Here is a 17,731-nt window from a genome sequence, read left to right on the forward strand (position 1 = left end):
CCCAAGTCTAGGAAGATCCTGCTTGTGCCGGAAATCGCCCGAATCAGCGGCGGTGGTAGAGCGCTTTGCGCCAGTACTGCGGCTCCGTCGTTGCCAGAACGCCGAGGTTGCGGAAGATGCCCTCGTCCACGGACCCAAGAATGGTGGTGATGTGGGCGTCGCACCCGCGCAGCGACTGTAACTGCTCCAGCGCCAGGCGCGCGTTCTCGTCAGCGGATGCAGAAGCGGATAGCGCGATGAGCACCTCGTCGGTGTGCAGGCGCGGGTTGCGGGAACCGAGGTACCGGGTCTTGAGGGTCTGGATCGGCTCGATGGCGTCGGGGGAGAGGAGGTGCACCTCGTCGTCGATGCCCGCCAGCTTCTTTAGCGCGTTGAGCAGCACGGCTGCCGACGGCCCGAGCAGGTCCGACGTCTTCCCGGTGACGATCTCCCCGTCAGGAAGTTCCAGCGCCGCGCCCGGGTTGCCGGTGCGTTCCGCGACCGCGAGCGCCGGGCTGACCACCGGACGATCGGTGACCTTGAGGCCGGCCTTGCGCATCACGTTGGCGGCACGGTCCGGAACCGCCGGGTCCACGTCACCCCGGCGCGCATCCACCTGCGCGGCGAGGAAACGGCGGATGATTTCCTGGTTGGCAGCGTACCGGCACGCATCGTCGTCGGAGATGCAGTGGCCGGCCATGTTCACGCCCATGTCGGTAGGGGACTGGTACGGCTCGGTGCCAGTCGCCTCCTGCAGCAGGGCCTTGAGCAGCGGAAAGACCTCGATGTCGCGGTTGTAGGACGAGACCTGCTCACCGTAGGCGGCAAGGTGGTACTGGTCGATGACATTGATGTCGTCCAGATCCACCGTCGCGGCCTCGTACGCCAGGTTCACCGGGTGCTCCAGCGGCAGGTTCCAGATCGGGAAGGTCTCGAACTTGGCGTAGCCCGCCGGGATTCCGCGCTGGTTCTCCAGGTAGACCTGGCTTAAGCACGTGGCCAGCTTGCCGGAGCCAGGTCCCGGCGCGGTCATCACCACCACGTCGCGGGAGGTGGACACGTAATCGTTGCGGCCGAAGCCGTCTTCGGAGACGATGCGGGAAATGTCGTTCGGGTAGCCCGGAATGACGCGGTGCAAACTCACTGTCACACCGAGGCGCTCCAGCTTGTCCCGGAACGCGTCGGCCTGGTCAGCACCGTTCTCGTACTGCGTGATCACCACGTTGTCGACGAGGAATCCGCGTTCACGGAAGACGTCGATAAGCCGCAAAACTTCGTCTTCGTACGTGATGCCCAAGTCCGCGCGGACCTTCTGGCGCACAAGGTCGCCGGCTGCGACGCACACGACGATTTCCACTTCGTCCTTGATGCGCTCGAGCATCGCGATCTTGTTGTCCGGGGTGAAACCAGGCAACACGCGAGAGGCATGGTGGTCGTCGAAAAGCTTGCCGCCCATCTCGAGGTAGAGCTTCCCGCCGATCGCTTGCCGACGCTCCGAGATGTGCTCCGACTGCATCTGCACGTAGGCGTCTCTGTCGAAACCGATCTTGTACACCATGGGGAACTCTCCTTCGCGTGATCGGTAGCGACAATACGCGCGAAAGCGAAAAACTGAAGCGCACCACGCCCATTCACTGCGTAGGGGGGCGTGGTGCGCTTGATGCTCTATGTCTTAGAGCACTGCCTTAGGCGATGCCGTTAGCTGCCTTGAACTCGCGGCGCTTCGCGTGCAGGATCGGCTCGGTGTAGCCCGACGGGGACTCGGTGCCCTTGAAGATGAGGTCCTTCGCCGCCTGGAAGCCGATGGATGCATCAAAGTTGGCCGCCATCGGGCGGTAGTTCGGGTCGCCGGCGTTCTGCTCGTCGACCTTGACCGCCATGCGCTCCAGCGAGTCAAGCACCTGCTCCTCGGTGACCACACCGTGGAGGATCCAGTTAGCCAGGATCTGGGAGGAAATACGCAGCGTAGCGCGGTCCTCCATCAGGTCCACGTCGTGAATGTCCGGGACCTTGGAGCAGCCCACGCCGTGCTCGACCCAACGGACCACGTAACCCAGGATCGACTGGCAGTTGTTGTCCAGCTCCTCCGCCTTCTCCTCGTCGGACCAGTTATCGCCCGCGGTGTTGACCGGGACGGTGAGCAGGTCCTTCAGAGAATCGCGGCGGCCTGCCGCACGCAGCTCGTCCTGGACCTCGTGGACGTCCACCTGGTGGTAGTGGGTGGCGTGCAGGGTCGCACCGGTCGGGGACGGGACCCACGCGGTGTTCGCGCCTTCGCGCGGCTGGCCGATCTTCTTCTCCAGCATGGCGGCCATGTGCTCGGTCTCTGCCCACATGCCCTTACCGATCTGGGCGCGGCCCGGCAGGTCGTGCGCGAGACCTGCGTCGACGTTGTGGTTCTCGTACGCCTGCTTCCACGGCGCAGTCTGCATGTCTGCCTTGCGCACCATCGGGCCAGCCTGCATGGAGGTGTGGATCTCGTCGCCGGTGCGGTCGAGGAAGCCGGTGTTGATGAACACGAGGCGGTCAGCTGCCGCCATGATGCAGGCATCCAGGTTGGCGGAGGTGCGGCGCTCCTCGTCCATCACGCCGACCTTGACGGTGTTCTTCGGCAGACCCAAGATTTCCTCGACGCGATCGAAGATCTCGTTGGTGAACGCGACTTCCTCCGGACCGTGCTGCTTCGGCTTCACGATGTACATGGAACCCGTGCGGGAGTTACGGTGCGGATTGTCCTCGCGCAGACCCGGAATGGCGGCGGCCACGGTGATCAGGCCGTCGAGCAGACCCTCCGGAACCTCCTCGCCGTCGATGAGGATCGCCGGGTTGGTCATCAGGTGGCCCACGTTGCGGCACAGCATCATGGCGCGGCCGTGCAGGGTCTCCTCGGAGCCGTCCTTGGAGGTGAAGGTCAGGTCGTCCGACTGGGTGCGCTCGAAGGACTTGTCGCCCTTCTTCACGGTCTCGGAAATGTCGCCCTTGTTCAGGCCGAACCAGGTGGCGTATGCGGCGGCCTTGTCGGTGCCGTCCACTGCTGCGGCGGAGTCCTCGAAGTCCATGATCGCGGAGACAGCGGACTCGAGCAGGACATCGGCCACACCCGCGCGGTCGGTCTTGCCCACCGGGTGCTCGCGGTCGAGCTGGATGATGATGTGCAGGTTGTTGTTGATCAGGACGATGCCCGTCGGAGCGTTCTTCTCGCCCTGGTAGCCGAGGTAAGCCTCCGGGTTCTTCAGAGCGACCTCGTTGCCGTCGGCGGTGATCTTCAGCGCGCCGTCCTCGGTGATCTCGTAGGAGTCCACGTCAGCGTGGGATGCGCCCTCGAGCGGCACTGCTTCGTCGAGGAAGGTGCGTGCCCACTCGATCACTCGGTCGCCGCGGACCGGGTTGTAGCCCTCGCCCGGCTCAGCGCCGCCCTCGGTCGGGATGGCGTCGGTGCCGTAGAGCGCGTCGTACAGCGAGCCGTAGCGCGCGTTCGCCGCGTTGATGGCAAAGCGGGCGTTAGTAATAGGCACCACCAGCTGCGGGCCTGCGACGTTGGCGAATTCCTCGTCGACGTTCTGGGTGCGGATCGCACCGTCGGTCGGCTGGTCCACCAAGTAGCCGATGGAGCGCAGGTACTCCTCGTGCGCCGCGGGGTCCGGCTGACCCGGGTTGTCGCGGTAGTACTGGTCCAGCTGCTCCTGCAGCTCGTCGCGGCGTGCGAGCAGCGCCTTGTTCTTCGGGGCCAGCTCAGCGAAGTACTGCGCGGCATCGGCCCAGAACTTCTCGGCGTCGATGTTGATCTCCGGCAGAAGCTGCTCCGTGACAAAGTCGTACAGCGGGCGGGCAACCTGCAGGCCGGCAGCTTCCACGCGCTCGGTGCGGTCCTCGAATTGCGGCGTAGTCATCGAATGAGATCCTTTCAGCCAGTTGATATGTATGGCACCAGTCTAAAGGTGCCGTTGCGCGCACGACACCACATCAATGCTGTGGTGTTAGGTGGACGTTGCTGGCAAGAGTAAGTGATTGCTGTCACCCATGGATAACTTTCGCTCTCGACGGCACTGCGCTACCCCCGAAATTGTGCCTTTGCGCGCCACGGAATGCCCGCTCCCGGTAGCCGCCCGCCGCAACTGAACGCGATCGTGCCCCCAGGTATAAGCAGGTTTACATTGCGGCTTCCGCTTTTCGACGGGGGGTACCTCACCACCCCTTCACCCTCACTCCCCGTAGTCAACTCACCCCCTCCCACTCCTTTAGCGGGGGCCGCTGTTGACGTTTCACATGGCGCACAGGGATACTAAGCATGAACGCCATGAGCGTGGCTCACTTCACTTTTCGTAGTGAGAGGCTTCCATCACACACCCACTGAAAGGGGACAAGCACTATGACCACCACTGGACAAGCTCGTACTGCTCAGGAAATCCAGAAGGACTGGGACGAGAACCCCCGCTGGAAGGGCATCACCCGCGATTACACCGCAGAGCAGGTCGCTGAGCTCCAGGGCAACGTCGTCGAGGAGCAGACCCTCGCACGCCGCGGCGCTGAGATCCTCTGGGACGGCATCACCAAGGGCGACGGCTCCTACATCCACGCTCTGGGTGCCCTGACCGGTAACCAGGCTGTGCAGCAGGTCCGCGCTGGCCTGCAGGCTGTGTACCTCTCCGGTTGGCAGGTCGCAGGTGACGCCAACCTCTCCGGCAACACCTACCCGGACCAGTCCCTGTACCCGGCTAACTCCGTGCCGAACGTTGTCCGCCGCATCAACAACGCTCTGACCCGCGCAGACCAGATCTCCCGCGTCGAGGGCGACACCTCCGTGGACAACTGGCTCGTCCCGATCGTCGCTGACGGTGAGGCTGGCTTCGGTGGCGCACTCAACGTCTACGAGCTGCAGCGTGCAATGATCCAGGCTGGTGCCGCTGGTACCCACTGGGAGGACCAGCTCGCTTCCGAGAAGAAGTGTGGCCACCTGGGCGGCAAGGTCCTCATCCCGACCCAGCAGCACATCCGCACCCTGTCTTCCGCTCGTCTGGCTGCAGACGTCATGAACGTCCCGACCGTTGTCATCGGCCGTACCGACGCTGAGGCTGCAACCCTGCTGACCTCCGACGTCGACGAGCGCGACGCGAAGTTCCTGACCGGTGAGCGCTCCGCTGAGGGCTACTACTACGTCAAGAACGGCGTTGAGTCCTGCATCGACCGTGCGAAGTCCTACGCTCCGTACGCCGACCTGATCTGGATGGAGACCGGTACTCCGGACCTCGAGCTGGCTAAGAAGTTCGCCGACGGCGTCCACGAGGAGTTCCCGGACCAGCTCCTGGCCTACAACTGCTCCCCGTCCTTCAACTGGTCCTCCCACCTGGACGAGGAAGAGATCGCCAAGTTCCAGAAGGAGCTGGGCAAGATGGGCTTCGTCTTCCAGTTCATCACCCTGGCTGGCTTCCACGCCCTCAACTACTCCATGTTCGACCTGGCACACGGCTACGCTCGCGAGGGCATGCCGGCATTCGTCGACCTGCAGAACCGCGAGTTCCAGGCTGCTTCCGAGCGCGGCTTCACCGCTGTGAAGCACCAGCGCGAGGTCGGTGCAGGCTACTTCGACCGCGTCGCCACCACCGTCGACCCGAACTCCTCCACCACCGCCCTGAAGGGCTCCACCGAGGAGGGCCAGTTCTAAGCAACTAGCTTGAACTGACTGAACCCGCACTGCTGTTGCGCAGTGCGGGTTTTTCGCATCCTCGCAGAACCCCCACCAGCGCTAACACAACTGCGTAAACTCGGAAACCAGCAACGATCCCGCAAACGACAAGGAGAACGATATGGCCGACATCCAGTTCATCGCCACCGCCGACATCGCCGACATTCACGACAAGGACGTGCGCAGCTGCGACATCCAGTTCCGTAACTTTGGCGGCAAGACGGAGTTCTGCGGGGAGATCCACACCATCTCCTGCTTCCAGGACAACGGGTTGGTCAAAAAGTCGCTGAATTCCCCGGGCGAGGGCAAGGTGCTTGTCGTCGACGGCCACGCGTCCATGCACACTGCGCTCATGGGCGACATGATCGCCGAGGCGGGTGTGGAGAACGGCTGGGCCGGCGTGATCATCAACGGCCCGATCCGCGATTCCGCGGAGGTGGCCAAGATGAACTTCGGGTGCAAGGCGCTTGGCTCCAACCCGCGTAAGTCCAACAAGGACGGCGTCGGCGAGGAGAATATCGTGCTGCGTCTCGGCGGCATCGACTTCATCCCTGGCGAGTACGTCTACGCGGATTCGGACGGCGTCGTCGTCTCCGAGAACCCGGTTGAGCCCAAGTAGACTCGGCTAAATGCCCGAAGGTCACGTTCTCCATCGTCTCGCCCGCACGCTCAACGCGGACTTCCGCTCGGGCCCGGTGGAGGTGACCAGCCCGCAGGGGAGATTCGCACGCGAGGCATCGCTTATCGACGGCTCCTCTCTCCTCCACGCCTCCGCCCACGGCAAGCACCTGTTCATCTCTTTCGGCGACGACCCTGCCGAACCTGAGCACGTCGTCTATATCCACCTCGGTCTGATCGGCTCCCTGCGCTTCGAGCCCGCAGAGGAGGAGTGGGGTCAGATGCGGCTGCACATCTCCAACGGCGTCACCGCAGCAAACCTGCGCGGCCCGCAGAAATGCGAACTGATGTCGCCGGGGGAGGCGGCTGGGATCGTCGATAAGTCCGGCTTCGACCCGATCGTGGACCTGGACCCACCTGAGGCCCTGTGGGAGCGCGTGCACCGCTCAAAGCGCACGATCGGCTCCCAGTTGATGGACCAGAAGCTGTTCGCTGGCGTGGGAAATATCTACCGCGCCGAGGTGCTGTTCCGGCAGGGCATCGACCCGGCTGTACCCGGCAACCAGCTGGACCGCGCCCAGTTCGACGCGATCTGGACTGACTTGGCCGAGCTGATGGCGTACGGCGTGGAGCACGGACGCATCGATACCGTCCGCCCCGAGCACATGCCTGAGGCCATGGGCCGCAATCCCCGCAAGGACGACCACGGCGGGGAAGTGTACGTCTACCGCCGCGCCGCCGATCCTTGTTATGTCTGCGGCACCCCGATTGAGACGAAGGTCCTCGAGGGCCGCAAGCTGTATTGGTGCCCCGGCTGCCAGTAGCGGCGAGCGCTAGCCCTCCGTGACGTGGCCGTCAGCAACCTCGATCACGCGATCGCCGCTACCGTGGGGAACATGGTTTACGCGTACACAGTCGAACAGATCCGCGCGGCGGAACAGCCCCTGCTGGAGGCGCAGGCCGAGCCGGATGAGTTGATGAAGTCCGCGGCCCACGCCGTCTTCGAAGCCGCGGAGACGATGCTCGCCGGGCCCGATCCGCTTGCCTTCATGCAAGAGAACCGCAGGACCCTGCTGCTCGTGGGCAAGGGCGGCAACGGCGGCGACGCACTCTACGCCGGCGCGGAGCTCGCGTTGGCCGGCCACACAGTCGACGCCTGGCTGGCGTGGGGGAGTGCGCACGAGCCGGCGCTGGAGGCGTTCCGCAACGCCGGTGGTACCGTCCTCGACGGTACCCCGCAGGACGTGCGCAACTACCGTTTCGCCATCGACGGACTCACCGGTCTCGGCGGAGCAGGCAGCCTCGACGAGGAGACCGGCCGGGTCATTCAAGGGCTGGCCGACTGGTACGCGCACGTCCTCGCCGTCGATGTCCCCTCCGGCATCGACGCGGACACCGGGGAGAAGGGCGATGTTCACGTCACCGCGGATGCCACCGTGACCTTCGGCGGATGGCGTCTCGCGCACGGTCTCGCCCCGGAGTGCGGCATTCAGCTCCTGGCTGACCCTCATATCGCCGACGGGCGGTCCATCAGCGGCAACCTCTCGCCCATCTATGCCGCTGCCAGCATTTCGCGCGCAGTGAGCGGAACACACGACTGGCCAAAAAGCCTCATACGTATGACCTGCACAAACGTCCCGAGCATGGAGCCGCGTTTCCACGACGACAAATACAGCGGGGGTGTCGTGGGCATCCGCGCGGGCAGCGGCACCTACCCCGGCGCGGCGGTCCTCTGCACCGCGGGCGCCGTGAAAGCAACACCGTCGATGGTCCGCTACGCCGGCCCGCAGGCAATGGAGGTGGTGCGATCGTGGCCGGAGGTCGTCGTCACGCAACGGCTCGAAGATGCTGGCCGCGTGCAAGCGTGGGTCTTCGGCTCTGGCACGGGCACAGACAGCACAGCCAGCAGCGAGCTCGCGTACCTGCTCGGCCGCGAGGAGCCCCTGCTTATCGACGCCGACGGGCTCACCCTCCTCTCCCTCGACCCCGAGCTGCGCGAGCTGCTCCGCAACCGCCAAGGCCAGACAGTGTTGACCCCGCACGACGGCGAGTTCACCCGGCTCCGCGATGCGGAGGGCCTTGACCCCGCGGGCCGTTTAGCCGAGACCCGAGCGCTGGCGGAATCCCTCAATTGCATTGTTCTGCACAAGGGCCGCAGCACCATCATTTCCAATGCGCGGCATGACGGTCCGGTCTCGATTGTGGATGCAGGAACCTCATGGGCGGCGACGCCCGGGTCCGGCGACGTTCTCGCCGGACTTACCGGAGCCCACCTCGCCCAAATCGCTGCACGCTGGGGAAACGACGCCTTCCTGAGTGATACTCAGCCTGTTGTCATTCACGCAATGGCGAGCGCACTCGCCGCGCACACCGAATACGGGGACGGCCCCACGCACGCGAGCGCCATCGCTCAGTCCGTTCCGGCCGCGACAGCGAAGCTGAACACGTTCACCGGTCTGCCGGCAGCTTCCACACAGCGGTGAGGAGCGCGAAGACACCGATGACGCCGGGGCCCACGATGGCCAGGTACCACGGCCACCGGCCGAACAACTGCAGCGGCGACCACCCGCGCGGGTGGTCTGCGAGGAACATGTAGTTTCCACCGGTGAGCCGGTTCATCGTCGCCGCGAAGGCGCCCCACGCCAGGGTCACACCCGTGATCATGCGCCAGTCTTTCCAGCTCGGCCGGTAGCCCAGCCCGAAGGTGAGTACGACTGGGACGACACTCGCCGCCATGTGGAAGTACCAGTACGCGACTTCTTGCAGCACCTTATTGTCCTGCACGAACGCCATGTCCGGGAAGAACAGCGCCATGGGGTTGAGGAACAGCCCCCAGTAATAGCTGATCGCCGTTGCCGTGGGGTTGCCCGTGCCCAACGCCAGGGGGGTGACCACTCGCAGCGCATCCGTGACATGGAAGGGTGCTGTCTCATCCCACACCAAGCGCTCCGGGTTCAGGACCCAGAGGTAGTAGGCGATGGTGATGATCCCCATGATCGCGCCGGCCACCTTGCGCGACGCTTTGACAACGGAACCCGGGAGTTTCTTCACCGCCACGACGAGAATTCCGCACAGCATGATGAAAAACACCATGAGAACCAGATGTTTCTGGTCGTACTGGGTGATCGTCGGGTACGTCTTGCCCGTGTGCGTCGAGGTCCACGGGCCGGGTTGGTATGGCATCGCATCTCCGAACTACTGAGAATCATTTAATGTTCTACCACTCGAAGCGGGTGGTTCAAGCGGGATTCCGGAGCTTTTCACCTGTAACACAATCTGTGAATCAGCTCTCCAGCACCGGCTGCGAGCTCGCGCCATTTGCGAGCGGGAATTACCCTGTCCGGGTGACTACTACCCCCAAAGCATCTTTCCCGTACCTTCCCCTGGCAGCGATGGGCTTCGCGGCATTCGTGTACGTGACGTTCGAGATGTTCGCAGTCGGGTTGATCACGCCAATGTCCCAAGACCTCGGTGTGAGTGAGGGGCAAGTCGGCCTGTTGATGACGGTGTATGCGTCCATCGTCGCCGTTGTCACTATTCCCTTGATGGAGGTGACCCGCCGGCTGGACCGAAAACCGGTCTTCATGGCCACCTTGGTTTTCCTTCTCGGCGGCATCGCTCTACAGGCCACTGCCGGCAGTTACTGGGTCCTGGCGCTAGGCCGCATCTGCGCGGCCCTCACCCACGGACTCTTCTGGTCCCTGGTCAATCCTATGGCCGCCCGCTTGGCACCGGCAGGGGCCACGGGCAAGGCCGTCGCCGTCGTTTCCATGGGCTCGACGATGGCGCTTGTGGCTGGTTCTCCTCTGACGACCCTCATCGGCGGCGCGCTGGGGTGGCGCACCGCCACGTGGGTGCTCGGCATCATGGTCGCGGTGGCCTTCACGCTGCTGTTCTTCTTCCTGCCGTCGATGCCGGCTATCCCGCCGAAAGGCCAGAAGGATGACAAGCAGCAGCGCTCGGCCCTGCCCGCCCTGGTTCTCTACCTGGCTCTCGTCATCACTGCGTTGTTCTGCACCTACACCTACCTCGGTTTGTTCGTGCAGCGCACCGCAGGCGAGCAGTTCGTGGCTATCGGTCTGGCCGCCTACGGCTTGTTCGGCATTGTCGGTGTCGTCTCCGCTGGGCGCCGGGCTGACCGCCGCATGATCAGGATGAACGTCATTGGCACCGGCCTCATTGTCATGGCCGGTCTGACAGGTGCTCTCGCGCTCGCTGTCACCAGTGGCTCCTACGCACTCGGCTTCGTTCTCGCGGTCCTCGTTGTCGCGTTCCTCGGTCTCGCCGGGGGAGGCCTGCCCACCGTGGCCACGACCATCTTCCTGTTCGCTGGCAGTGATAACCAGAATCGCGCATCCTCGATCTACGTGGTCACTTTCCAGGTGGGCATCGCCAGCGGCTCGGCCATCGGCGCCCTGCCGGTGGACGCGGGATTCCTCGCAGGCACGTTGCTCATCACCGCGGTACTCGGTGTCCTTGCTTCGGTCGAACTGAGTCTCCGCGCACGCCCGCTTCTTCGCTAGCTCATGTAGCCTTAAGCGTCATGACCACCCCGCATGAACGCCGCCCGGGCGCGGCAGACGTGGATGTCCGCCCGCTGCCGATTCCGAGCCACACGGGCCCCGGCGCGTGGCACTCCGTGGGCACGGTCCCGGATAGCGGCGCCACGGCGATTACATGGGAATTCTCCGACGCGTCCCGGCCGGGCGTTCTCTATTACGGCGCGCAGAACACCGAGTGCCTGAGCGTCCTTTTAGGCGTTGACACACCGCATAATTGGCGCACCCCAGAGTTTGACCAGCAGACTCCTGAGCCGTTCCGCCTCACAAGCTTCAACGGGGTTGAGGCGGGCACCGCACGCGTCTTCGCCGGCTCTATCTTCGGCCAGACCGGGCCCGTCGACTTTGGGAGCGGCATCCTCGGCGCGGAGCTGCGCATCCACCCGCACGAGGAGTTCGTCTTTGTCATCGACCAGAGCTACGCTCATGCTCTGCTAGCCATCACAGGTGACTTGTTCCTCGAGGATATTTCGTTGAAACCTGAAACGATGGGCTTCGTCCAGGAAGGTACGAAGACCCTCCACGTGATCAACGCGGGCGAAGAGACGGCTCTAGCCGTCCTGCTGGGCGGGAACGTCGACTGAAGTAGACATCATTCACTGTTTCTAGCCCGCGCGTAGGGGACCAGCGCCGTAAGGTGGCAACCATGATCCTCACGCTGCTCATGTCTCTCGAAGGATCACGCCCCGAGATTTCGCGGCTGATCAATGTGGAGGACGATGTCCACCTCGACGAGTTCGCGCCGGTCATTGATGCCGCGTTCGGATTCTCCGGCGGCGCCGGCCACCTCTACATGGGCACCACCGACGGGGAACCGGTGCTCTATACCGCCAATCCGAGCAGCGGCGAACTCGACGAGACAACGCTCACGCTCGGCGACATCGACGCGATGACGTACGTCTACGACCCCTCGGCGAACTGGAACATCAAGTTAGAAATCCTGGGCATCACCGACATCGACACACCTTCGCCCATGCTTATCGACGCCCAGGGGCCCGACATCATCGAACCCTGCGGCGGCCCCGACCTAATGACGGCGTTCCATACCGAGGCCCGTCGTCTCGCCGCCGGCCTAGGCCCCGACATGAAGGTCTCTCCACTCTTGCTGAGCTTCATGCCTGTGATGAGTCCAGAGCGCCTGATTCAGCGGCTATCCCAGGCCGACCACACCACTGTCGCTGAACGCATCGCATTCACCGCCGAGAATCTCTTCTTGGACTCCACCGAGGAGTTCAACGACGATCCGCGTGCCCCCGAGATGGCCGAGGAATTCGACTCGTTCATGGAGACGCGTCCGGACCTGCAGCAGATTCTCTCGCTCGACCCGAATCCGGAGCGGAACCCGACTCTGATTGCCGCGATCTCGGAGTTCTTCGCCGATCGCGCGCCCGAGTTCATGGAGGACAACCTCTACCCGTTTACGCGCGTCGTCGCCAATATGCGTGCGTTCATTTACCATTGCGCCGAGCCGATCCGGCTCACGTCGCGCGGCAAGTTACGGTCCCCGGATGTGCGCGCGCTTGCCGACGCCTTAGGTCTCAACGTCTCCCCAGGCAACCACCGCGAAGAAGCGGTGCCGGCGCTCGGTGCACTCCGCACCTTCCTGCAGTTTGCTGACCTGCTAGTCACACACGACGGAATGCTCGAAGCCAACGAGGAAGCTCTCGACTTGGCCACGAGCCCTGAGGCTCTCCTGTACATGTTCGAGGAGGAGTTCTACCGCTTCTGCGCTGTCAACCAAGACGAAGACGGTGAGCAAGTGCTGACATGGGCGGCCAACGCCGCCGGCCTCGGAATACCACCGGCATTCCTCACACCACCGAAGGACCCCGTCTTCACGGTCAACCTCTTGATCGCGCTGGGGATCTACGAGCCGTCCTCGACCGACACCGCCCCGATCCTCACTGAACCGGGCAGGGGAGTGCTCATTGTGATGCTGGATCTAGATACCTAGCCAACCACGACAAGGTAGAGCCCCAGTCCACCCAACACAGTCATTCCCAGTGTGATGGCCCCAACACCGAAAACATTCGCATCTACCTGTTCCCGGCTCAGTCCCTGCGCCTCAGTCCGGTACGCCGCCCGATTGCGCGCGATGATCGCCACTGACAGCAATGCCAGCAGGCCCATTGCCCCGAATACCAGTGTCGAATAGCTCGCTGACCAGCGCAGCAGCGTCAACGAGCACACCATCATCGCCAGCGCAGTTCGTGTCCAGGACAATGCCGTTCGCTCTGGTTGCAGACCAGCATCAGTGACCGGGATCGGAGTTCGTCTCATCTCAAACAACCTTTAGAAAAGCGCGATGAGAACAATAATGCTGGCCACCCCAATACCCAGGCCCAGCAACGGGACGATGCCCGGCGCGGGAAGCGGTTTGCCGTGGCGCAGAGAGCGCTCGATGCGCATCCAACGGAAAGCAGAACCCAATGCGATGGCCATTCCCACGATGATCAGAACCATCGAAGCGACCTGGCGCAGGCCTTCATCCAGCCCTCGCATGGCAAAGGCCTCCAATGCGATACCACCGGCTAGAAAAGCTAGCGACGTACGCGTCCAAGCCAGAAACGTACGCTCGTTCGCCAGCGTGAAGCGTGGATCTGGTTCCTCACCGTCGGGGAAAACGGCGCGGGTGAACACATCACGTTCATCTCGCTGCCGTTGATCAATCCCACTCATACTTAGACAGTGTAGGTATCCCGATTAGTTGGGGGCGTGGACTTTATCTTCAGCGCGACCATAGTCCTTGCTGAAACCGAAGGCTTGGTGAGCGACCTGCGAATGCGTGGCCGAATTATTCACCGACGCAATGTACTGCGGAACTGCACCTTCGAAGCGTTCGGTACTCGGAGTTCCGCCGTAGGGGTTAGTGTACCACCGGGTCGGTCCACCTTCGTTGGCTAGAACCGTTCCAGCAACGTAGACATCTCGTTTGGCGCCATCGAAAGCTGAGTCCAGGTCATACTGCCCAGTTCCAGGTGCAACTTTGTAACCCGGAATGGAGAATGTCCCGTTGCTGTTGCTCGCGAAGGTTGTGGGCATGACCTTGCCCAGATTGCTATCCCAAACCCTGGACGGGTTACGCACACCGAAGAATGGCGAGTACTCGGCAAGAGCGGAATCATCGCCACCAATACGGGTGTTGCCCTCCCACCGCTCGTAAGGAGCCCAAACATCCCTATGGGTTTCCAGGCACCGGGAGGTAGGGATCAACCTGCGGCCCTTGGAAGCCGCGGGCAGGTTCGAACCGGTAGTCTTAATGACTTCCTCGGAGCAGTTCTCGGTGAACTCGTTCGAAGAGCCGTAGAGGTCGAAAGCAGAAATGACTGCTTCGGTGTTGTCCGAGCACTTCACCGCGTAGATCATCTCGTGGGCGTTGTTGCGCGTCGCGTCCGCGGAGTGCGATCCCTGGTGCATCTTGATCAGGTAGTCGCACCGGACCGGTTCGCCGGCGGCGTCGCGTACGTATCCCTGGGAGCGGTCTTGGTTGACGAGTTTTACGTCGTTAAGCACGTAAACCTTGTGGCCGTAATGATCCTCGTGGCGGTGCGCAAGCGACCCGTCCGTCGCCTTCGCGTACGCCTCTGACTGGTGGGAGACGTACCCGAACGGAATGCCGTCCACTGTTGAGCCGGGCTCAGCCATCTCATTGAGCTTATCGACGGTCCACTCGTAGATGTTGGATTTCGTCGGATCGTCCCCATGCTCGTGCCCGAAAGAGCACTGTTCACCATTAGTCCGTGTAAGCACCGGCGGGTGCCACCCATCGTATTTGCGCCCATCAGGGCCAGTCACCATGAAATGCTCGTGTTCCTGTTCAGTGCAACTGTCGAGATCGTTCGGCGACCAACCCGTCTTGGCGTGCTGATCTGCACTCGTGCCTGATGTATGATGCGCATGCGGATCATTCGCCTGATCAGCTTGCTGAGCATTGACCACAACGGACCCTACGCCCAGCGCCACACAGGCAGCGAGAGCCGCCATGCAGGTAGAAGTTTTCGTGATTTTCATTGTTTTCCTTCCAGATAGACCGTCGATAATTTGCTTCATGACGGCCTACTTCCGGCCAAACAGCGTCTTGTAAATCTGCGCAAACGCCGAGTTAGATTGTTGTGGGAACAGGGCGAACAGAGCGCCAATTATGCCGGCGCCTCCGAGGAACACACCAAGGATTCCTCCAACAATTGCAGCTACTGTCGAACGCTTGGACTTATCGGATGAACCGCTCGAACCGCTGGAGGCTCCATCAACGCCCTTGTCGTCCGTACTGTCCGAACCGTCTTTACCGTTCTTGCCATCCTGGCCATCGCGACCGTCCTGGCCCGCATCTCCCTTTTCGCCAGCGGCCTTCACCCCGGTGTCTTTGCCACCGACCCACCAGTTACCGTTGTCGCCGATGACCGGGCTGTCACCATCACGCCCAGCGGGGCCTCGCAGGAACTCCCAGAAATCATCGAGCGTTTTGTTCTCGTTGCCCGGCAACTCTGCCCAGAGTTCGAATGCTGACTTACCCTGCTCACCATGCTCACCTTGCTGACCTTGAGCGCGCACCCCGGTGTCTTTGCCGTTCACCCACCAGTTGCCGTTGTCGCCGATAACCGGAATGACCGGCAAGTCAGGGTTGATGCGCTGCGGGGGCATGGTGGCCAAAGTGACCGTGGAGTGTAGGCCCTTGTTACGTCCGGACGATGGAGCGTCTCCACCGAAGGCGATATCAGGATTCCCATCGCCGTTCATATCGCCTGGCGCAGAAACTGCGCGCCCAATTCTTTCGCCTGTCTCGCCGTAGATCACAGAGTGCTGCGACGCGGGCAGCGAACCCAAATCAATTACGCCGGATGGCTTTTCCGTGACTGCTGTCGAAGAAACCAGATGAACTTGTCCGGCCTGGTCTTCACCATTCTTTCCTGTAGCTGAAAACGCACCGAGCACTAATGTAGAGGACTGGTTAGATGTCGCTACCTGCGGCTTAGCTACCGCAACGCTGTAGCCTAATCCCGTCGCATCAACTGGAGCCATCAAGACGACCCCTCGGTTTTCACCGTTTTCATCAAAAGCGCCTCGGTTCGTGTCATTTCCGAAGTCAGTTGTGACGTTCCCGGAGGATTTCCCTCCCCACAACACGACAGCAGCGCCGGGTAGGCGGAGAGAATCAGCGCCAATTACGACATCGTCGTAACCATCTCCGTTCAAGTCACCGGCAGCTGCAACCGACATCCCCAGTCGGTCCTTGCCCTCTACTGGACCAGTAACAACGAAACCGCGGTCTCCCAATGGCTGACTTAAATCAACATCCTGCGGTTTGTCCTGGCCGAACAAAACCCACACGAGTCCGTTTGCTGAATCCTTCGAAGCCTCGGACTTCCCCGCATAAGACGTGACAGCGAAGTCATCTTTCCCGTCACCATTAATATCGCCGACGTTAACGATCTGTTGGATCGCGTTACTGCCCGGTTTCACTGTCATCAACAACCGGGATGAATCTGCCGCTGCGTCGTACGTCGCGATGTCGTCAAACCCTCTGAATACTTCGATACGCGGGTTCGCCTTTGCTGCGTATGTCGTTACCGCGATGTCGCTCCGGCCGTCGCCGTCCACGTCTCCTACAGCATTCACAAAATTCGAGAATCGCGAACCCGGGGCACCTTTCATGAAGTAACCCTTGTCGCCGAAGAACTCTGTTGACGTGGTATCCAGATCTTCGTCGCCGAACACGACGGTGGCAGTACTGGCCTGGAAGTCGTTCATGACGATGTCGTCGAATCCATTGCCGTTGGTGTCACCGAGACACGCGGCAGAAAAACCGATCGAGCTGTTCGATCGCGAATCGTTCTCGATTCGAACGACGCCGACATCCTCATCGTCGATGGGTTGCTGTTTCTCAGCAGCTGCTTTGAAGTTTTCCCAGGTCACGCCGTAACCCGCGCCGATCTTCTTGCCGTTTCGCACCCAATTCCAGTCGGTGACGAACACTTCTGGAGTTTCATCTCCGAGCATGTTGCATCCCGTTTGAGACATGGTTGCTCCGAGAAAATTTCCCGGCGCCCCGTACAAGGTGTACGTCTCGAGCGGCTCTAAAGAAGCGTTCGACTGCGCCCCTGCCGGGACAGCCACGGTTGCCAGTGACAGAGCTGTCAAGCTGGCGATCGCGCGCGTCAACGCACGATTTCTCTTATTCATTTAGCATTCCCTTACCTAACTTAGGTTACCCTGGCCTAACGAGTATAAGAAGGAGAGAGTTAGGTAACAAGGGGATGAGAAGTGATTTAAATCACTGCGAATCAAAGGAGTTAAAGCTTGGGTTCCAATAACCTCGGCATAGATTGCCGACAAAGGTTCCACCCCGCTGACAAGAGCCCCTGAAGGCTTTTCGCCCCGTGTGATAGACGGGGTGGTCGCTTTTCTTCGGGACGTCGCCAGTAGGTTGGCGAAATTAGTTAGGGATCAATCAGCGCAATCCCCAAAGATTTAGGTTTCTCAACCTAGTTACTCGTCCGGTTCGCGGTCCTAGCTAACAATCACGAGGCTGATGAATGCGACAGTGGCAACGGCGGCGACACCAGCACACAGGGGGTGAAACCGCGGACCGCAGAGCTTTGCAAGTACTGCACCGATGAATGCGCCGAGGGTGTTCAGTATTAGATCGTCGATATCGCTGTAGCCGAGCCCGAAGAAAAATTGCCAGGTTTCAATGATCAGGCTGAATCCTCCGCCTACCAGCGCGGTTGCTAGTAGGGGACGGGGTCCGGGGCGGTAAAGGATTTAGACGAGCATTCCCAGTGGAATGAACAGCAGGGTGTTCCCTCCGTACTCATATACCGGCTTGAGCCAGGAGGTGACGTTCATCAACGTGTCGAAGGGGACGAGGTAGAGACTCCGCCGCATTTGTTTG

The 17,731-nt window shown here is 61.8% G+C and carries 16 protein-coding genes; 7 read left to right on the top strand and 9 right to left on the bottom strand.

Going from position 1 to position 17,731, the window contains the following annotated elements:
- Positions 1-43 precede the first annotated feature (43 nt).
- Both CZ338_RS02965 and CZ338_RS02970 read right to left on the bottom strand, forming a co-directional pair.
- Positions 44-1,537, bottom strand: coding sequence for a DUF1846 domain-containing protein (locus CZ338_RS02965; RefSeq protein WP_087116832.1), 1,494 nt, complete (start codon positions 1,535-1,537; stop codon positions 44-46).
- A gap of 127 nt (positions 1,538-1,664) precedes the next feature.
- Positions 1,665-3,869, bottom strand: coding sequence for a malate synthase G (locus CZ338_RS02970; protein WP_087116833.1), 2,205 nt, complete (start codon positions 3,867-3,869; stop codon positions 1,665-1,667).
- A gap of 479 nt (positions 3,870-4,348) precedes the next feature.
- On the opposite strand from CZ338_RS02970, the gene aceA reads away from it, so the two are divergent.
- The 4 genes from aceA (at position 4,349) to CZ338_RS02990 (ending at position 8,763) form a co-directional block, all read left to right on the top strand.
- Positions 4,349-5,641, top strand: a complete 1,293-nt coding sequence (gene aceA / locus CZ338_RS02975) for an isocitrate lyase (RefSeq protein WP_087116834.1) — start codon at positions 4,349-4,351, stop codon at positions 5,639-5,641.
- Positions 5,642-5,783: 142 nt separating this feature from the next.
- Entirely contained in the window at positions 5,784-6,281 is a 498-nt protein-coding gene (gene rraA, locus CZ338_RS02980; RefSeq protein WP_087116835.1) for a ribonuclease E activity regulator RraA, read from the top strand.
- A 10-nt stretch (positions 6,282-6,291) separates the two neighbouring features.
- Positions 6,292-7,104 carry an Fpg/Nei family DNA glycosylase gene (locus CZ338_RS02985; RefSeq protein WP_087116836.1) on the top strand — a complete coding sequence of 271 codons (813 nt, stop codon included), beginning with the start codon at positions 6,292-6,294 and terminating at the stop codon, positions 7,102-7,104.
- Between the two features lie 24 nt (positions 7,105-7,128).
- On the top strand, positions 7,129-8,763 hold the full coding sequence (locus tag CZ338_RS02990; RefSeq protein ID WP_407919356.1) for a bifunctional ADP-dependent NAD(P)H-hydrate dehydratase/NAD(P)H-hydrate epimerase: 1,635 nt from the start codon (positions 7,129-7,131) through the stop codon (positions 8,761-8,763).
- Here the strand turns inward: CZ338_RS02990 and CZ338_RS02995 are convergent.
- The gene (locus tag CZ338_RS02995) at positions 8,729-9,463 is read right to left on the bottom strand and encodes a YwaF family protein (protein WP_087116837.1); all 735 of its coding nucleotides are present in this window, start codon (positions 9,461-9,463) and stop codon (positions 8,729-8,731) included. The two genes, CZ338_RS02990 and CZ338_RS02995, sit on opposite strands and share 35 nt — an antisense overlap.
- Positions 9,464-9,672: 209 nt before the next feature.
- On the opposite strand from CZ338_RS02995, the gene CZ338_RS03000 reads away from it, so the two are divergent.
- The 3 genes from CZ338_RS03000 (at position 9,673) to CZ338_RS03010 (ending at position 12,793) form a co-directional block, all read left to right on the top strand.
- Positions 9,673-10,803, top strand: a complete 1,131-nt coding sequence (locus CZ338_RS03000) for an MFS transporter (RefSeq protein ID WP_087116838.1) — start codon at positions 9,673-9,675, stop codon at positions 10,801-10,803.
- Positions 10,804-10,823: 20 nt separating this feature from the next.
- Positions 10,824-11,423, top strand: coding sequence for a pirin family protein (locus tag CZ338_RS03005; RefSeq protein ID WP_087116839.1), 600 nt, complete (start codon positions 10,824-10,826; stop codon positions 11,421-11,423).
- Between the two features lie 62 nt (positions 11,424-11,485).
- A complete protein-coding gene (locus CZ338_RS03010) occupies positions 11,486-12,793 on the top strand; it encodes an IS1096 element passenger TnpR family protein (protein WP_087116840.1) in 1,308 nt (435 codons plus the stop codon).
- Here CZ338_RS03010 and CZ338_RS03015 read toward each other — a convergent pair.
- The 6 genes from CZ338_RS03015 to CZ338_RS11220 form a co-directional block, all read right to left on the bottom strand.
- Complete coding sequence (locus CZ338_RS03015) at positions 12,790-13,119, bottom strand: DUF202 domain-containing protein (RefSeq protein WP_087116841.1); 330 nt, start codon at positions 13,117-13,119, stop codon at positions 12,790-12,792. The genes CZ338_RS03010 and CZ338_RS03015 overlap by 4 nt on opposite strands.
- Positions 13,120-13,131: 12 nt before the next feature.
- Complete coding sequence (locus CZ338_RS03020) at positions 13,132-13,518, bottom strand: YidH family protein (protein ID WP_087116842.1); 387 nt, start codon at positions 13,516-13,518, stop codon at positions 13,132-13,134.
- Positions 13,519-13,542: 24 nt separating this feature from the next.
- Positions 13,543-14,589, bottom strand: a complete 1,047-nt coding sequence (locus CZ338_RS03025; RefSeq protein ID WP_143341242.1) for a hypothetical protein — start codon at positions 14,587-14,589, stop codon at positions 13,543-13,545.
- Positions 14,590-14,895: 306 nt separating this feature from the next.
- Positions 14,896-17,019 carry a VCBS repeat-containing protein gene (locus CZ338_RS03030; RefSeq protein ID WP_087116844.1) on the bottom strand — a complete coding sequence of 708 codons (2,124 nt, stop codon included), beginning with the start codon at positions 17,017-17,019 and terminating at the stop codon, positions 14,896-14,898.
- A 327-nt stretch (positions 17,020-17,346) separates the two neighbouring features.
- Positions 17,347-17,601: a VanZ family protein gene (locus CZ338_RS11060; RefSeq protein ID WP_328588356.1), complete on the bottom strand. Its 255-nt coding sequence runs from the start codon at positions 17,599-17,601 to the stop codon at positions 17,347-17,349.
- Complete coding sequence (locus CZ338_RS11220; RefSeq protein ID WP_268875421.1) at positions 17,602-17,724, bottom strand: VanZ family protein; 123 nt, start codon at positions 17,722-17,724, stop codon at positions 17,602-17,604.
- Between the last annotated feature and the right edge of the window lie 7 nt (positions 17,725-17,731).

It is taken from the genome of Corynebacterium urinipleomorphum, from assembly GCF_900155535.1.
In the GTDB taxonomy this organism is placed as follows: domain Bacteria; phylum Actinomycetota; class Actinomycetes; order Mycobacteriales; family Mycobacteriaceae; genus Corynebacterium; species Corynebacterium urinipleomorphum.